At 62.1% G+C, this 16469-nt stretch carries 15 protein-coding genes; 10 read left to right on the forward strand and 5 right to left on the reverse strand.

Annotation, left to right across the window (positions count from 1 at the left end; all coding sequences use genetic code 11):
- The first annotated feature begins 150 nt into the window (after positions 1-150).
- From ACJ8QF_RS14600 to ACJ8QF_RS14620, 5 genes are all read left to right on the forward strand, one after another.
- Positions 151-1593 (forward strand): GGDEF domain-containing protein, encoded by a 1443-nt coding sequence (locus tag ACJ8QF_RS14600; RefSeq protein ID WP_049188938.1) that lies wholly within the window; start codon positions 151-153, stop codon positions 1591-1593.
- Positions 1594-1697: 104 nt separating this feature from the next.
- The gene (locus ACJ8QF_RS14605; protein WP_025302905.1) at positions 1698-2048 is read left to right on the forward strand and encodes a DUF1428 domain-containing protein; all 351 of its coding nucleotides are present in this window, start codon (positions 1698-1700) and stop codon (positions 2046-2048) included.
- Positions 2049-2059: 11 nt separating this feature from the next.
- A complete protein-coding gene (locus ACJ8QF_RS14610; RefSeq protein WP_004938077.1) occupies positions 2060-2533 on the forward strand; it encodes a VOC family protein in 474 nt (157 codons plus the stop codon).
- Positions 2534-2560: 27 nt separating this feature from the next.
- Positions 2561-3250: a VIT1/CCC1 transporter family protein gene (locus tag ACJ8QF_RS14615; RefSeq protein WP_044031195.1), complete on the forward strand. Its 690-nt coding sequence runs from the start codon at positions 2561-2563 to the stop codon at positions 3248-3250.
- Between the two features lie 108 nt (positions 3251-3358).
- Entirely contained in the window at positions 3359-4696 is a 1338-nt protein-coding gene (locus tag ACJ8QF_RS14620) for a D-serine ammonia-lyase (RefSeq protein WP_197753143.1), read from the forward strand.
- A 54-nt stretch (positions 4697-4750) separates the two neighbouring features.
- Here ACJ8QF_RS14620 and ACJ8QF_RS14625 read toward each other — a convergent pair whose 3' ends face one another.
- The 4 genes from ACJ8QF_RS14625 to tet(41) all read right to left on the reverse strand — a co-directional run bounded on the left by ACJ8QF_RS14625 (position 4751) and on the right by tet(41) (position 9641).
- On the reverse strand, positions 4751-6187 hold the full coding sequence (locus ACJ8QF_RS14625; RefSeq protein WP_031299656.1) for a 6-phospho-beta-glucosidase: 1437 nt from the start codon (positions 6185-6187) through the stop codon (positions 4751-4753).
- A gap of 128 nt (positions 6188-6315) precedes the next feature.
- Positions 6316-7050: a MurR/RpiR family transcriptional regulator gene (locus ACJ8QF_RS14630; RefSeq protein ID WP_004938065.1), complete on the reverse strand. Its 735-nt coding sequence runs from the start codon at positions 7048-7050 to the stop codon at positions 6316-6318.
- A 258-nt stretch (positions 7051-7308) separates the two neighbouring features.
- Positions 7309-8265 carry a sulfonate ABC transporter substrate-binding protein gene (locus tag ACJ8QF_RS14635; protein ID WP_275094791.1) on the reverse strand — a complete coding sequence of 319 codons (957 nt, stop codon included), beginning with the start codon at positions 8263-8265 and terminating at the stop codon, positions 7309-7311.
- Positions 8266-8462: 197 nt separating this feature from the next.
- Positions 8463-9641 carry a tetracycline efflux MFS transporter Tet(41) gene (gene tet(41) / locus ACJ8QF_RS14640; RefSeq protein ID WP_131164699.1) on the reverse strand — a complete coding sequence of 393 codons (1179 nt, stop codon included), beginning with the start codon at positions 9639-9641 and terminating at the stop codon, positions 8463-8465.
- 64 nt (positions 9642-9705) lie between these two features.
- Here tet(41) and tetR point away from each other — a divergent pair, with 64 nt between their 5' ends.
- From tetR to ACJ8QF_RS14665, 5 genes are all read left to right on the forward strand, one after another.
- On the forward strand, positions 9706-10347 hold the full coding sequence (gene tetR / locus ACJ8QF_RS14645) for a tetracycline resistance transcriptional repressor TetR (protein WP_197753140.1): 642 nt from the start codon (positions 9706-9708) through the stop codon (positions 10345-10347).
- A gap of 175 nt (positions 10348-10522) precedes the next feature.
- Positions 10523-10996 carry a (2Fe-2S)-binding protein gene (locus ACJ8QF_RS14650; protein ID WP_021503731.1) on the forward strand — a complete coding sequence of 158 codons (474 nt, stop codon included), beginning with the start codon at positions 10523-10525 and terminating at the stop codon, positions 10994-10996.
- Positions 10993-13251, forward strand: coding sequence for a molybdopterin cofactor-binding domain-containing protein (locus ACJ8QF_RS14655; RefSeq protein ID WP_442537627.1), 2259 nt, complete (start codon positions 10993-10995; stop codon positions 13249-13251). Before ACJ8QF_RS14650 ends, ACJ8QF_RS14655 begins: the two co-directional genes overlap by 4 nt.
- Positions 13252-13279: 28 nt before the next feature.
- On the forward strand, positions 13280-14578 hold the full coding sequence (locus ACJ8QF_RS14660) for a c-type cytochrome (RefSeq protein ID WP_135638229.1): 1299 nt from the start codon (positions 13280-13282) through the stop codon (positions 14576-14578).
- A 69-nt stretch (positions 14579-14647) separates the two neighbouring features.
- Positions 14648-15253: a nitroreductase family protein gene (locus tag ACJ8QF_RS14665; RefSeq protein WP_004938044.1), complete on the forward strand. Its 606-nt coding sequence runs from the start codon at positions 14648-14650 to the stop codon at positions 15251-15253.
- A 209-nt stretch (positions 15254-15462) separates the two neighbouring features.
- On the opposite strand, the gene ACJ8QF_RS14670 is transcribed toward ACJ8QF_RS14665, so the two are convergent.
- Positions 15463-16359 carry a DMT family transporter gene (locus ACJ8QF_RS14670; protein WP_442537628.1) on the reverse strand — a complete coding sequence of 299 codons (897 nt, stop codon included), beginning with the start codon at positions 16357-16359 and terminating at the stop codon, positions 15463-15465.
- Between the last annotated feature and the right edge of the window lie 110 nt (positions 16360-16469).

Raw genomic sequence — 16469 nt, forward strand, 5'->3', positions numbered from 1 at the left:
CAAATATATTTTCCCTTGATGAATAAACAGGTGTCCGGGCAGGCAAAACTGGCAATAATAGGCGGGTCGGCCGTTTATCTTCGCCTCACCGCCGACGGTTGTGACACGAACAGATTGTCACCTTACGCAGCAGAAGTCTCTGGATCCAAGATGCAAACCACCTCGTTGTCTGATACCCGGAAAATCTGGCCCGCGCTCATCATTTTTTTGTTGGTGTTCACCCTGTGTCTGCTGGGCATCGTGAGTCGTCCCGGCAGCTTTCTGGCGATATTCTGGCCGGTGAACGCCGTACTGCTGGCCGTTTTGGTGCGTCGGCCACAGTGGGCTACGCGGGCCGGCTGGGGCATGGCGGTGCTGGGCTATCTGGCGGCGGATCTGTTGACCGGCAGTTCGCTGCAAAAGACGCTGCTGCTGAACGTCGCCAATCTGACCGGCGTCGTGGTGGGGTATCTGTTGTTCATGCGGCTGTCGCCGCCGGCGCGCATGTTGCAACGCGGCACGTCCAGCATGTACCTGTTCGGCATCTGCCTGGCCGCCGCCGCCGCGACCGGCGCGGTAGGCGCCGCAACTTCGCAGTGGCTGTTCGGCAGACCCTATCTGACCTCGCTGGCGCTGTGGTTCTCGTCCGAGTTCACCAATTACGTCACGCTGATGCCGTTTATTCTGGCGTTTCCCGGCGATTGGCGACGTCGCCTTGCGGCGGCCGGCGCCATGTTCACCCAGCGCAGCCAATGGCCGCGGGCGGGGCGAAAACTCACGGTGTTGGCGCTGCTGTTGCTGGCGGCGGTGTGCAGCGTGCTGATCGGCGGCCCCGGGGCGGTGATCTTTCCCATGCCGGTGCTGCTGTGGCTGGCGATGTCCTTCTCACTGTTCTGCACCATGATTGCGGTGCTGATCTATGTGCTTTGGTGCCATCTGGCTATCGATTTCGGGCTGTTGAGTTCGACGCTCGACATGAAGGTGTTGCAAAACGCGGTATCGATGCGTTTGGGCATCGCGCTGCTGGCGCTGGGCCCCATCGCCGTGGCCAGCATGAACTATGCGCGCAATGCGCTGCTGCGCACGCTGGAGCACGTGGCGAATCACGATGCGTTGACGCACGTGCTGACGCGCAATGCGTTTATGCAGCGCGGCGAACGGTTGATAGACCAAAAGGGCGAGCTGGTGTGCGTCATGATGCTCGATATCGACTATTTCAAGTCGATTAATGACCGTTTCGGCCATGCCGGCGGCGATCAGGCGCTGATGGCCTTTACCCGTGCGATCGCCGCCGATTTGCGCGTCGATGATCTGTTCGGCCGCATGGGCGGCGAAGAGTTCGCTATCGTCTCGACGCTCGGCCAGCCACAGCAAGGGTTGCAGCTGGCCGAACGGCTGCGGCAACGCATTGAGGCGGAATCGATCACCATGCCGGCCGGCCATCCGCTGCAGATCACCGTCAGCATCGGCATGGTGACCTGCCCGGGCGGTTCCGGCCACAGCCTGGCCGACCTGCTCAAACTGGCGGATCTGGCGGTATACAAAGCGAAAAACGCCGGCCGTAACCGGGTCGCCACGCCGGACTCTTACCCACCGAACGATCCTGAGCGCTGAACTTCCGATCCGGGTTGCGCGCCCGCCGTCTAAACTGGTAGGGGGCGCAGGCAACGTCGCCCGCGCTGAACCGACTGTCCTTAATCAGACAAGAGGATACCAGGATGAAATACGTAGACGGTTTTGTGGTGGCGGTACCGGCCGCCAACAAGGAGGCTTATCACCGGTTGGCGGCCGCAGCGGCGCCGCTGTTCAAAGAGTTTGGCGCCACGCGCATCGTGGAGTGTTGGGGTGATGACGTGCCCGACGGCAAGCTCACCGACTTTCGCGGCGCGGTGAAAGCCCAGGAAGACGAAGTGGTGGTGTTCAGCTGGATAGAGTACCCCTCCAAAGCGGTGCGCGACGCCGCCAACGAGAAAATGATGAACGATCCGCGCATGAAGGCGCTGGGTGAGATGCCGTTTGACGGCAAACGCATGATCTTTGGCGGGTTCGCGCCGATCCTCGATGCGTAAAGGAGGCGCAAATGGCCAGAATTACGCAACATCTGTGGTTTGAAAAGGACATGGAAGCGGCGCTGAATTGCTATGTCGCGCTGATCCCCGGTTCGTCCGTGAACTGGTTTTCCGACCTGCCGGCGGATACGCCGAGCGGCCCGGCCGGCAGCGTGAAACTGGCTTCTTTCACGCTGGGGGACCAGCGCTACGCGGCGATCGAAGCCGGGCCGCTGGATCCGTTCAACCACAGTTTCTCCGTGATGGTGGAATGTGACGATCAGGCGGAAGTCGACCGGCTGTGGGATGCCTTGAGCGAGGGCGGCGAGGCGGAGCAGTGCGGCTGGTTGCGCGATCGCTGGGGGCTGTGCTGGCAAATTGTGCCGCGGCGGCTGACGGAGTTGATGAACGATCCCGACGCCGCCCGCGTGCGGCGGGTCACGGAAGCGATGCTGCTGATGGGCAAAATCGACATCGCCGGGCTGGAAGCGGCGGCGCGCGAGTAGCGCAACAGTCACAGAGGGAGAGAACGGATGCACCGAGAACGGCACAGTATTGAACGCATCGGCTGGCTGCGGGCGGCGGTGCTCGGCGCCAACGACGGCATCGTTTCAACGGCCAGCCTGCTGCTGGGCGTCGCGGCGGCCAGCGCCTCGCATTCCGCGCTGATGATCGCCGGCGTCGCCGGGTGGGTGGCCGGGGCGATGTCGATGGCGACCGGTGAGTATGTGTCGGTCTCGTCGCAGGCGGATACCGAAAAGGCCGCGCTGGCGGAAGAGCAGGCGGAGCTGCTTGAAGACTACCCGGGGGAGTTTCGCGAACTGACGTCAATCTACGTGCATCGCGGGCTGGATCCGGCGCTGGCTCGGCAGGTGGCGGAAAAGCTGATGGCGCATGATGCGCTGGAGGCGCACGCGCGCGACGAGCTGGGCATTTCCTCCGCCACCCGCGCCCGGCCGCTGCAGGCTGCGTTGGCGTCGGCCCTGAGTTTCTCCCTCGGCGCGCTGTTGCCGCTGCTGGTGGCGCTGTGGGTGCCGGTTGCCTGGACGCGACCGGCGCTGGTGGCGTCGGCGCTGATTTCCCTCGGCGTTCTCGGCGGCATCGCCGCGAAAACCGGCGGGGCGCCGATCTTGCCGGGGGTGGCGCGTATTCTGATCTGGAGCGCGCTGGCGATGGCGGTCTCCTCAGGCGTGGGCATGCTGTTTGGCGTGACGGCAGGCTAACGCCGCGTTTGCATCAATCTATTGCACCTCAAACTCAGAATTTATCATTTGTCAGCCGCCGGCGTTCACGGCATGGTGACGGCAACGCCAAATCAGTCAGGGACTCTTATGCAAAAATCACAGATCCAATCGTGGGTTGCGCAGCATCCGCTGTTGCAGCGAATGGTCGCCCTCGCGCCTATCACCTGGTTCAATCCGCGTGCGACCACGCTGGCCGCAGGCTTGCCCCATGTCGGGCTGACCGCCGCCGACGTGGCCGAAGCCGAGCAGCGCCTGGCGCGTTTCGCGCCTTATCTCGCCGCGGCCTTCCCGGAAACCCAACCGACAAAGGGGATCATCGAATCCGAGCTGGTGGCGATCCCCGCCATGCAGCAGGCGTTGGATCGGCGCTATGGGCAGGCGTTGGGCGGGCGTCTGCTATTGAAAAAGGACAGCCATCTGCCGATTTCCGGTTCAATCAAAGCGCGCGGCGGCATCTATGAGGTGCTGACGCACGCGGAGAAACTGGCGCTGGAGGCGGGGCTGCTACAGATCGGCGACGACTACGCCCGGCTGTGTTCCGACGCGTTTCGTCAGTTCTTCCGCCAGTACCGCATCGCCGTCGGATCAACCGGCAATCTGGGATTATCCATCGGTATCATCAGCGCCCGCCTGGGATTTGATGTCAGCGTGCACATGTCGGCGGATGCGCGAGAGTGGAAAAAACAGAAGCTGCGCGACAATGGCGTGACGGTGGTGGAATACGCCGAAGATTACGGCGTGGCGGTCGAGCAAGGGCGCCAACAGGCGGCGAACGATCCGAATTGCTTCTTTATCGACGATGAAAATTCGCAAACCCTGTTCCTCGGCTACGCGGTGGCGGGTGGCCGCCTGAAGTGGCAGTTTGCTGAACAGGGTATTGTGGTGGACGCGCAGCATCCGCTGTTCGTGTATCTGCCGTGCGGCGTCGGCGGCGGGCCGGGCGGTGTGGCCTTTGGCCTCAAGCTGGCGTTCGGCGATCACGTTCACTGCATTTTCGCCGAACCGACCCATTCCCCCTGCATGCTGCTCGGCGTCTACAGCGGGTTGCATGACGGCATTGCGGTGCAAGATCTCGGCATCGACAACCGCACGGCGGCGGATGGGCTGGCGGTGGGGCGCGCCTCGGGTTTTGTCGGCCGGGCGATGGAGCGCCTGCTGAGCGCATTTTACACGCTGAGCGACGAAGAGATGTTCGCATTGCTCGGGTTGTTGGACAGGCACGAGCATATCCAGCTGGAACCCTCCGCCCTGGCGGGCATGGCCGGGCCGTGGCGCATGGAGGCCAATGCGCAACAGCTTAGCGGGCAAGGGGTGAGCGCGGAAAGCCTGGCGCAGGCGACGCATCTGGTGTGGGCGACCGGCGGCGGCATGGTGCCGCCGCCGGAAATGGCGAAGTACCTCGCCGCCGGGCAGACGGCGGAGTAAGGCGCAATAAAGTAAAAAGGGGCGAACATCGCCCCTGATTGGTCTGCCGTGCGGTTAAAGCTGTTCGCCGTTGCTGGCGATCACCCGGCGATACCAGTCGAAGCTTTTCTTGCGCGAACGTTCGAGCGTGCCGGTGCCGTCGTCGTGTTTATCGACGTAGATAAAGCCGTAGCGCTTGCTGTACTCGCCGGTGGTGAACGATACGCAGTCAATGCAGCCCCACGGCGTATAGCCGATCAGGTCTACGCCGTCTTCAATCACCGCTTTTTTCATCTCTTCGATATGGGCGCGCAGATAGTCGATGCGATAGTCATCGTTGATCTGGCCGTCCGCTTCCACCTTGTCGAAGGCGCCGAAGCCGTTCTCCACGATAAACAGCGGTTTCTGGTAACGTTCATACAATACGTTCAGCGAGTAGCGCAGCCCGACCGGATCGATCTGCCAGCCCCAGTCGGAAGCCTTGACGTGCGGGTTCGGCACGTTGCCCGGGAAGCCGAACATGCCGTCGCTGCCTTCCACCGCGTTGGCCTGCAGCGCGTTGCTCATGTAATAGCTGAAGCCGATGTAGTCGGTGCAGCCCTCGCGCAGGATCTGTGCGTCCTGCGGCTGCATCTCGATCTTCAGCCCTTTGCGTTCCCAGTCGCGCAGCAGATAGCTTGGGTAGTAGCCGCGCATCTGCACGTCGGTGTACAGATAGCGCTGGTGCATCGCCTCCACGGCGTACATCACGTCGTCCGGCTTGCAGGAATAAGGGTAGAACGGCACGCAGGCCAGCATGCAGCCGATCTTGAACTCCGGGTTGATCTGATGGCCGAGTTTGACCACCTGCGCGCTGGCGACGAACTGGTGGTGTAATACCTGGTATAGCGCCTGCTCCGGGTTGTCTTCCTGGGTGTAGTCCACGCCGGAACAGCAGTAGCCGAACAGCGGGTAGCGGTAGTTACTCTGGTTGTTGATCTCGTTGAAGGTCATCCAGTACTTCACCTTCTCGCGGTAGCGGCGCATCACCACTTCGCTAAAGCGCACGAAAAATTCCACCACCCGGCGGTTTTTCCAGCCGCCGTAGGTTTTCACCAAATGGTAAGGCATTTCGAAGTGCGACAGGGTGATCACCGGCTGGATGCCGTATTTCAGCAACTCGTCGAACAGATCGTCGTAAAACTGCAGGCCGGCCTCGTTTGGCGTTGCTTCGTCGCCGTTCGGGAAGATGCGCGTCCAGGCGATCGAGGTGCGAAAACACTTGAAGCCCATCTCGGCGAACAGCGCCACGTCCTGTTTGTAGCGGCCGTAGAAGTCCACCGCTTCATGGTTGGGGTAACGGTAGCCGTCGAGCACGCCGTCGGTCATCACGCGATCGACGCCGTGCGAACCGCCGGACAGCACGTCGGCGATGCTTGGGCCTTTGCCGCCCCGATCCCAACCGCCTTCAACCTGGTGCGCGGCGACCGCGCCTCCCCACAGAAAATCTTTCGGCAACTGTTTCATCGTCAATGTCTCATCTTATTTAATGAAGGATAATAACGTTCGCATTGCCAATAGAGTAACAAGACCAAAAGAAATGTCACGATATAACAAATCGCCGGACAAAGTGATTTGTCACAATAAAAAAACAGCCTGTTTTATTTTGCCGAATTAATATGCCCAAGCCGTTTGCCGATGGTTTCAATAATGTAAAGCACGGGGATCTGCGTGGTGATATTGTGATGGCCGCCGATCAAATGCTGCGGCACGTGGTAGGAGAGATTAAAGTCCGCCAGCCGCGCCAGCGAAGAGGTTTCGTTGTTGGTGATGCTGATGATCTTGCAGTGGTGCAGACTGAACTGGCTCGCCAGTCGCAGGATCTCTTCGGTTTCGCCGGAGACTGATAACATGATCGCCACCGCGTTTTTATACATATCGCTGTTGACGGGATAATAAGGATCGTCGATATGGGTGCTGAATTTCCCGACGTTGGAAAAGAAACGCGCGCCATATTTCCCCAAGGCGCCAGAGGTGCTGATGCCGACGAAAATAATCCGCTCGGCGGCGGCGATATGATGCGCCGCTTCATCGAGTAACTGATTAAATTCGTCGTTGCTGACGCTTTTAAAAAAACTGAGAATTTCGCCGATGCCGGAATCGACCGGCGGCGCATCGCTTTGCTCCAGATACAGTTTGAAACGGATGCGAAATTCTGAATAACCGTCGCAACCCATTTTTTTGCAAAATCGCAGCACGGTAGTGGTGGATACGCCGGCGGCCTCGGCCAGCTCGCGGATGGTCATGTACATCACTTGATTTTTGTGTTTGCTGACGTAGTTATAAACCATCAGCTCCAGGGCGTTGAGCTCGGCGATTGCTTTATGGGTAAACATGAGTCGATCCGGCGGCTGAAAACGGGACATTTATCTGCGGGTTACCATAGCAAAATTCGCCGCCGCCGACACTGCCGAACAAAAAGAAAAGCCGCACCAGTCAGGGGCGGCCCAGGGTTCACGACGAACAAATTAAAGCAAAACGTTCCGGAAGACATGCCATGAAAACGCGTTTCATCACACAGGGTTAGCATAGGCCAGCTGATGCCGGCGGCAAAATGCCGGTTTCTGCTTTCTAAAGCCAAAGCGCGGCAAAGGCTATTGCGCCTCGGGCTTATCTTCGGACCAGCGGGCGGCGTTGACATCCACCTTAACCGGCAGCAGGCCGATGGCAGTGAATTTATCCGCCAACTGCTGTTGCTGTCTGAACACCTCCGGCGACATGCGCTGGCTGCCGAACGGCATGCGGGCGATGGCTCTGGCCCAAATGGCCTGATCCAGACCGGTGCTCTGAGCGAGGATCGCCGCCGCTTCCTGTGGATGCTCGTTGGCCCAGTCGCTCAGCGCGCCGAGCTGTTGAATCACCTGTTTGGCGCTATCCGGGTAGGTTTCGGCAAAGCGGCGGCTGGCGAGATAGAAGGTATAGTGCGGCACCAGGCCTTCCGCGTCTTTCAGCAGGCGGGCGTTGGCGCGGGTTTCCACCTCGGCGTAGTAGGGATCCCAAATCACCCAGGCGTCGACGCTGCCGCGCTGGAAGGCGGCGCGGGCATCGCTCGGCGGCAGATAGACCGGCGTGATGTCCTTGTAGCTCAAGCCGGCCTGTTCCAGCGCGCTCACCAGCAGGTAATTGACGTCAGACCCTTTGTTCAACGCCACGCGTTTGCCTTTCAGATCGGCCACGGAGCGGATCGGCGAATCCTGCGGCACCACGATGGCTTCGGTTTTCGGGCTGGGCGGCGAATGCGCCAAATAAACCAGATCGGCCTTGGCGGCTTGCGCGAAGGCCGGCGGCGCGTCGCCGGTCGCCGCCAGATCGATGCTGCCGACGTTCAACCCCTCCAACATCTGCGGGCCGGCGGGGAATTCTATCCAGCGAACCTTGACGCCCTGCGGCTCAAGGGCTTTTTCCAGCGTGCCGCGGTATTTCAGCAGCGCAAAAATGTTGGCTTTCTGGTAACCGATGGTGATTTGCTGCGGTTTCTCCTGCGCGCCGGCCGGCAAGCTAAACAGGCCCAGCAGCAGGGCGGCGATCAGCGGCGTTGTGAGTTTTCTCATCCTGATTTTCCGATAGGCGAAGTGAACAATAGCGATACGCGCTGGGCGTAACGCCATGAAACGGCATTCAAATTTTCCTGCGGCGGGATAAGGGCGATGATAATGAGCGGCGCAGTGGCGTGTAAAGCGCCCGCTTATGCTGAATAATGCCTTGCTTAGCCATAAATGAGCTTAAGCGGGAGAAGGGGATCTCTACGCTATGCCGCGTCACGCTCGCGCGAACGCGCCAGCAACGGCGGCACCAGCAGATAGAGGGCGGCGGCCAACGCCCAAACCAGGCCGGGCCAGACATCGCGCGTGGCGGCATACAGTGCCGTCGCCACCAACGGCCCCGCGACGCCGATCAGGCTGCCCATGCTGGCCAGCGTCCCTTGCAGTTCGCCCTGATGGTCGTCGTCCACCTTTTGCGCCATTAACGCCTGCAGCGCGGGCAGCGCCATACCGCCCGCGGCGAAGAACGGCAGCAGCGCAAAGGGCGCCCAGCCGCGCGTGGCGATCGATAACAGCACCAGGCCCAGCGCGTCGGCGGTCAGGCCGATCAGCAGCGCCTTGCGTTCGCCGAGCCGCGCGACCAGTGGGCCGATGGCGAAGGCCTGCGACAGCGCGTGGCAGGCACCGTAACCGGCCAGCGACAGGCCCGCCACCATCATGCTCCAGCCGAAACGATCCTGGCCGTATAAAATCCACAGCGTGGCCGGCGCCTGTGAAACCAGCGCCATGATCAGGTAAATGCCGGCCAGCGGCAGCAGGCCCGGTTTGCCGTGCAGCCGTCGCAATGACGAAAAGGGATTAAGGCGGATTTTCTCGGCGGCGCGGGCGCGGGGTTTACGCGATTCCGGCAGCAGGAAAAATGCCATCGCCAGGTTGAGGGCATTCATCGCCGCCGCCGCCAGGAAGGGCGCATGCAGATGCCACTCGCCCAGCGAACCGCCGAGCAACGGGCCGACGATAAAACCGACGCCGAACACCGCGCCCACCAGACCGAAACGCCGCGCGCGCTGGCCGGCAGGAGTAATATCGGTAACGTAAGCGGTGGCGACCGCCATGTTGGCGCCGGTGATGCCCGCCAGCAACCGGCCCAGATAGAGCCAGGCCAGCGTCGGCGCGAACGCCATCAGCAGGTAGTCGGCCGCGGCGCCGGCGAGTGAAATTAACAGCACCGGCCGCCGGCCGAAGCGATCGCTCAACGCGCCGAGGATCGGTGAAAACAGGAATTGCATCAACGCATAGGCCGCCAGCAGGGCGCCGTAATGCAGGCTGCCGGCGTCAAGACCGCCCAGCGAGCGCAACAGCGCCGGCAGGATCGGCATGATCAGACCGATGCCCACCGCATCCAGCAACACCGTCAACAAAATAACCAGCATAGGTTTTTTCAAGATTGTGACTCTAACAGTGATAGAGTATTGAGTATTCCATAGTTACCCTATCAGTGATAGAGAGATGAGCGAAAAAAATACTGCGATACGTTTAACGCGTGAAACCGTCCTGCGCGGAGCGCTGGCGCTGCTGAATGAAATCGGCATCGATGCTCTGAGCACCCGTCGCCTGGCGCAACATCTCGGCGTGCAATCTCCCACGCTCTATTGGCATTTCAAGAACAAAGCCGAGCTGTTGAAAGCGATGGCGGAAACCATCATGTTGGATCACCGTGAAGAACTGCCCGCCGATATGGCCTGGCAGGATTGGGTCGTCACCAATGCGAGCAATTTCCGTCGGGCTCTGCTGGCTTACCGCGACGGCGCGCGTCTGCATGCCGGCACCCGGCCGCAGGAGCCGCAATTCGCCATTATCGAGGCCAAGGTGGCGCTGCTGTGCCGGGCGGGCTTGACGCCTGAACGCGCGGTGAATTTGCTGTTCGCCGTCGGGCGCTTCGTCGTAGGCTGGGTGCTGGAAGAGCAGCAAATGCAGCCGGACGATACGCTGAATGACGCCGATCGCCAGCGTTACCCGCTGCTGTGCGAAGGCTGGGAAACTTTGCAGGATAAGGGCGCAGACGCGCTGTTCGAAGCCAGCGTGCGGCTGTTGGTCAACGGTGCCGAGGCCGCGTTGACGAACGCCAATAATCACGGAACGCAATCATAAAACCGGGCTTATCTATCGGAAATTTATAGAAAATACCCACTTTTCGTTAAAGCCATGGCGGCTACATTCCCTTAACATTATCAAGTCTTTTGATGATAATTATTAGCATGCTGCTCAATTATTCGACGCAGTGATGTTACGGATTAAATCCGTTTGTTTAAGGGATAGTTTCACCATGGAAATCAATGTTAATGGCCGGGTGGTTCCACTCGGCGATATCTCGCCCGAGACCCCGCTGTTGTACGTGTTACGCAACGATCTGCACTTGAATGGCCCCAAATACGGCTGCGGCCTGGGGGAGTGCGGCGCCTGCACCGTTCTTATCGACGGCGTCGCCGCTCGCTCCTGCTCAATGCCGCTGGCCGCGGTAGGAAGCAAGTCCGTCACCACGCTGGAAGGACTGGGCACACCGGAAACGCCGCACCCGGTGCAGCAAGGATTTATCGATGAGCAGGCGGCGCAATGTGGCTACTGCGTCAATGGCATGATCATGACGCTGGTCGCGCTGTTCGAACGTGAACCCGAGGCGGACGAACAGGCGATCAAGAAAGAGCTGGCCTACAACCTGTGCCGCTGCGGCACCCATCTTGAGATCTTGCGCGCCGCCGAACGCGCCCGCGCGCTGCTGGCTGCACGGAGGCAAGCATGAGCCGCCTCGAACTGACCCGCCGCCAGCTGTTGCAGGCCGGCGGTGTGGTGATGGTCAGCAGCCTGCTGCCCGCGCCGTTTAACGCCTTCGCCGCCGAGCCCGCCCCAACGCCTGCCGATCTGCCGCTGGACAGGGTAGACAGTTTTATCAGCCTCACCGCCGACGGCCGGGTGACGGCCTTCAACGGCCACGTCGATCTCGGCACCGGCATTCGCACCGCGCTGGCGCAGATCGTCGCCGACGAAATTTGCGTGCCGTTCGAGCACGTCACGATGATCCTCGGCGATACGCAACGCACGCCGGATCAGGGGCCAACTATCGCCAGCGCCACCCTTCAGGTGACGTCGGTGCCGCTGCGCCAGGCGGCGGCGCAGGTGCGGCATATGCTGACGGCGCTGGCGGCCAAAGCCTTCGAACTGCCGGCCGACCAGCTGACGGCGGCGGCGGGGCAGGTGTTTGTGACCAAGAATCCGGGGCGCGCCTTGAGCTATGCGCAGCTGGCGAGCGGGCAGAATCTGCACGTGGCGCTGGATAAAAACGTGCCGCTGAACGGTGAACAGCAGAACCGCTATGTCGGCCGCGCCGTCGCCCGGGTCGATATTCCGGCCAAAGTGAGCGGCGCGCTGACCTACGTGCACGATCTGCGTTTGCCCGGCATGCTGCATGGCCGGGTGGTGCGCCCGCCTTACGCAGGCGCCGACAGCAGCGCGCCGCTGGGCGGCGGCCTGTTGTCGGTGGATGAAAGTTCGATCGCGCATCTGCCGGGCATCGTGAAACTGGTGGTGATCAACGATTTCATCGGCATTGTGGCCGAGCGCGAAGAGCAGGCGATCGCCGCCATGCGCCGGCTGAAAACCGAATGGAAACCCTGGGCCGGCCTGCCGGACCTGTCGCCGGAGGCGCTGCCCGCCGCGCTGGAAGCCAACCCGAAAACCGACCGCGTGCTGCGCGACGATGCGGGCACGGACGACGCGCTGGCATCGCTGCATACCGAAGTGCGGGCGGACTATGTCTGGCCTTACCATCAGCACGCCTCGATCGGCCCTTCCTGCGCAGTGGCGGAGGTTAAAGACGGGCGGGCGCAGGTGTGGTCCGGCACGCAAAACCCGCACGATCTGCGCAAAGATATCGCCACGCTGCTGGAATTGGCGCCTGAGCAGGTGCATATCACCCGCATGGAGGCCTCCGGCTGCTATGGCCGCAACTGCGCCGACGACGTTTCGGCGGACGCGGCGCTGTTGGCGCGGGTGACCGGCCGCCCGGTGCGGGTGCAACTGATGCGCGAACAGGAATCCGGCTGGGAGCCGAAGGGCACCGGTCAGTTGATCCGGGTGCGCGGCGGCCTCGACGCGCAAAACCGAGTGGCGGCCTACGAGTTGAAAACCAGCTATCCCTCCAACAATGCGGTGACCTTGCCGCTGGTGTTGACCGGCAAGGTGGCCAACCGGGCTGACGTGCAACAGATGGGCGATCGCACCGCCATTCCGCAATACGAGTATCCGCACATGCGGGTGATTTGCCAGGACGCCGCGCCGATCGTGCGGGCCTCGTGGATGCGCGGCGTTTCGGCGCTGCCCAACGTGTTCGCCCATGAGTCCTGGATCGACGAGCTGGCCTGGCGTGCCGGCGAGGATCCGATCGCGTTTCGCCTGCGTTACCTGAACGATCCGCGCGCAGTGACCTTGATTGAGGCCCTGAAGCGCCAGGCGAACTGGCAAGATGGCCCGGCGCACCGGTCACGCGCCGCCGGCGCCGAAGTGGTGAGCGGCCGCGGCTTCGCCTATGCGCGCTATTTCCACAGCAAATTTCCCGGCTTCGGCGCCGCCTGGGCGGCCTGGGTGTGCGATCTCAGCGTCAATCGCCTTTCCGGGCAGATCACGCTCGATAAAATCTTCGTGGCGCATGATTGCGGCCGGATGATCAATCCGGCCGGGGTGCGCCATCAGGTGCACGGCAACATTATCCAGTCCGCCAGCCGGGTGCTGAAAGAGTTTGTGACCTTCAACGCATCGGGCGTGACGTCATTGGACTGGGGCGGCTATCCGATCCTGCGCTTCGACGAATTGCCGCAGGTTGATATCCAGCTGATCGACCGCCCGGACGAAGCGCCGATGGGCGCAGGAGAGTCCGCCTCGGTGCCGAGTGCGGCGGCGATCGGCAACGCGCTGTTTGACGCCCTCGGCGTGCGCCTGCGCGAGGTGCCGTTCACACCGGCGCGGGTGCTCGCCGCGCTGCGCGCTCAGGCCGGCCATTAACCCCCCGTAACGAACAAGGACAGCAAAGATGAGTAAGATGAAAAAAATCGTCGGGTGGGGTGGCGTTACGGTGATCGCCGTGGTGGTCGCCGGCGTGGTCGCCAGTTGGCAGCCGGAGATTGCGCCGCTCGCCGCCGATGCGACCCACAGTTTCAGCGAGGCGCAGATCGCGCGCGGCAAAACGTTGGCCGATCTCGGCGACTGCGCCGTGTGCCACACCCGTGCGGGCGGCGAGCGCAACGCCGGCGGGCTGGCGATGGAGATCCCCTTCGGCACCATTTACACCACCAACATCACGCCGGACGTGGAAACCGGCATCGGCAGCTGGAGCTACGCGGCGTTCGAACGCGCCATGCGCCACGGCGTCGATCGCCAGGGCCGCTATCTCTATCCGGCGTTTCCCTATACCGCCTTTACCCGCACCCGCGACGACGATCTGCAGGCGCTGTATGCCTATCTGATGTCGCAGCCGCCGGTCAAGTACCGGCCGCCGGCCACCGATCTGCACTTTCCGTTCAACATTCGCCAGGGCATCTTCGCCTGGAACCTGCTGTTCCTGACGCCGGGGGCGTTGCCGGAACAGTCAGCCCAAAGCGCCGACTGGAACCGCGGCGCGTACCTGGTCGAAGGGTTGGGGCACTGCAGCGCCTGCCACTCACCGCGCAACGTGCTGTTCGGCGAGAAAACCGGCGGCGAGCACCTGGCCGGCGGCGTGGCGGAAGGCTGGACGGCGCCGGCGTTGACCGGCCGCTCGCCCGCGCCGCTCGCCTGGTCACAGCAGGATCTGGTCGATTTCATGCGCACCGGCTACTCGGCCAACCACGGCGTCGCCGCCGGCCCGATGGCGCCGGTGATCGAAGAAGGGCTGTCGCGCTTGCCGCAGGCCGACCTGCAGGCGATCGCCGTCTATCTGCGCAGCTATCATCCGGAAGCGGCGGCGCAGGCCGCGGCGGCAACTTTGAACGCTCAGGCGGAGCGCCAGGTCGAGCCCCTGAGTTCGCAAGGGGCGCGGCTGTTTTCCGGTGCCTGCATGGCGTGCCATGCGCAGGAAAAAGGCGCGCAGATGGCGGGGGTGCGCCCGTCTCTGGCGCTGAATACCAACCTGTTCGCCGAGGCGCCGGACAACGCCATTCGCGTGGTGCTGGACGGCATACAGCGGCCGGCGAACGCCGAGCTGGGCTATATGCCGGGCTTTCGCCATAACCTGAATGACGCGCAGATCGCCATCCTGCTCAACTACCTGCGGCAGCATTACGCCGGTCAGGCGCCGTGGCCGGACCTGGCGGCGCAGGTCGGCCGCTTGCGCGCCGAAACCGCGCAGAAATAGCCTCCGGGGGCTGGACAGCCACGCCGCGTTGGCGACAATAGAGCTTTTCACATGGACAGAGGCAGTAAAATGAATACGTTAGACGCAATCCGCCAGCGCCGCGCCACCAAGCAGTTCGATGCGCAGCACGTGATGACGCTCGAAGAGAAAAAAGCGTTGCTGACTATCGCGCTGCAGGGCGCTCCCAGCGCGTTTAACCTGCAGCACTGGCGCCCGCTGCTGATCGAAGATCGCGCGCAGCGCGAGAAAATTCGCGAGGCGGCGTGGGGGCAGGCGCAGGTGACCGACGCGTCGATGCTGGTCGTGCTGTGCGGCGATCTGTCGAGCTGGGAGTCACAGGTAAAAACCGTCTGGGCCGAGGCCGCGGAGCCGGTGCAGCAATTCATGATCCCGGCCGTCGATCAGTATTATCGCGGTAAGCCGCAGGTGCAGCGCGACGAGGTGATGCGCAGCAGCGGCATCTTCGCCCAGACGCTGATGCTGGCGGCCAAGGCGCAGGGCTACGACTCTTGCCCGATGGACGGTTTTGATTTCGACGCGGTGGGCGAGATTATCAATAAGCCGGCGCATTATCAGATCGCGCTGATGGTCGCTATCGGCAAGGCGGCGGGGCAACCTTACCCGCGCATCGGCAAGCTGCCGTTCGACGAGGTGGTGAAAACCGACCGTTTTTGACCCGAGCGGTGAATGACAAAAGGGAAGGCTTGCGCCTTCCCTTATTTTTTTGTGACGCACAGTTCGTTCCAGTAGCTGAAACGGATGCGCCGTTGCAGGCGGTGATGCCACATAGAACACTCCTTCTACCCTACACGGTTTAAATAAATAGCACCGCGCCGGACACAAGGCGAATGCCTTATTGTGCATAGCTTGCCCGTCAGGCGGGATTAACCGATTTTACCGGCCCGGTGCGCGGCGGGCGGCCATCGCCAGCCGAAGTTCATGCCCGCCGCCGCGCCGAGAATGGCCAGCGTGCCCAGCAGTTGCAACAGGCTGAGACGGTGCCCGAACGCCGCCCAGTCCACCACGATCGCCACTGCCGGGTAGATAAACGACAGCGCGCCGACCAGAGCTGTGGGGATTTTCTGGATCGCGCCATAGAGCAACGTGGACATCAACCCGGTATGCACCAAACCGAGGGTCGCCAGCAGCAGCCAGTCGAACGAATCTGCGGGAAGGTGGGCCAGCCCGGCGAACGGAGCCAGCGCCAGCGCGCCGACGGTCAGCTGAATCAACACGATCAGCTGCGGCGGCAACGCAGCCAGCTGTTTGACGATCGCCGCCGCCAGGGCGTACATCAGGGCCGCCCCCAGCGTCAGCGCCACGCCGAACAGATAGTCGCCATCGCCGCCACCGCTTTGCCGGCCGGTGACGATCAACACCATCCCCGCGAACGCCAGCAGAAGCCAGCCCAGCCGATTAGCCGTCAGTTTTTCGCCGAACAGCAGCGCTCCCAGCGCCACCAACATAAACGGTTGAACATGGTAGGTCACGGTGGCGACAGCGATCGAGGCATGCGCATAGGCGGCAAACAATAGCGTCCAGTTGAGCACCAGCGCGAGGCCTCCCAGGACGGCGAAAGCCAGCTGCCGCCGGTTGATCGCGCCTGATTTCAGTTGCCCAAGCGCGGCGCAGGTGGCCAGCATCGCCAGCGCGCCGAACGCGCAGCGCCAAAACACCACCGTGGCGGGCGGCTGCCCTAAAACGAGTACCGGCCAACCGACGGTGCCGGAGATCGTCATGGCGAGGATCATTTGCACTGCGCCGCGCGTTTTCGTTTTCATGTCGTTTCCCTCGCGGCCTGACCGTGCTTGTGGTGAAGTCGCTTAATCATTAAAATGAACAATCGAACATTATGATGAACATGGTTGACGCTGTTCGTCAAGCCGAACAA

The organism is Serratia sp. CY81684, from assembly GCF_052166595.1.
GTDB classification, from domain to species: Bacteria; Pseudomonadota; Gammaproteobacteria; order Enterobacterales; family Enterobacteriaceae; genus Serratia; species Serratia nematodiphila.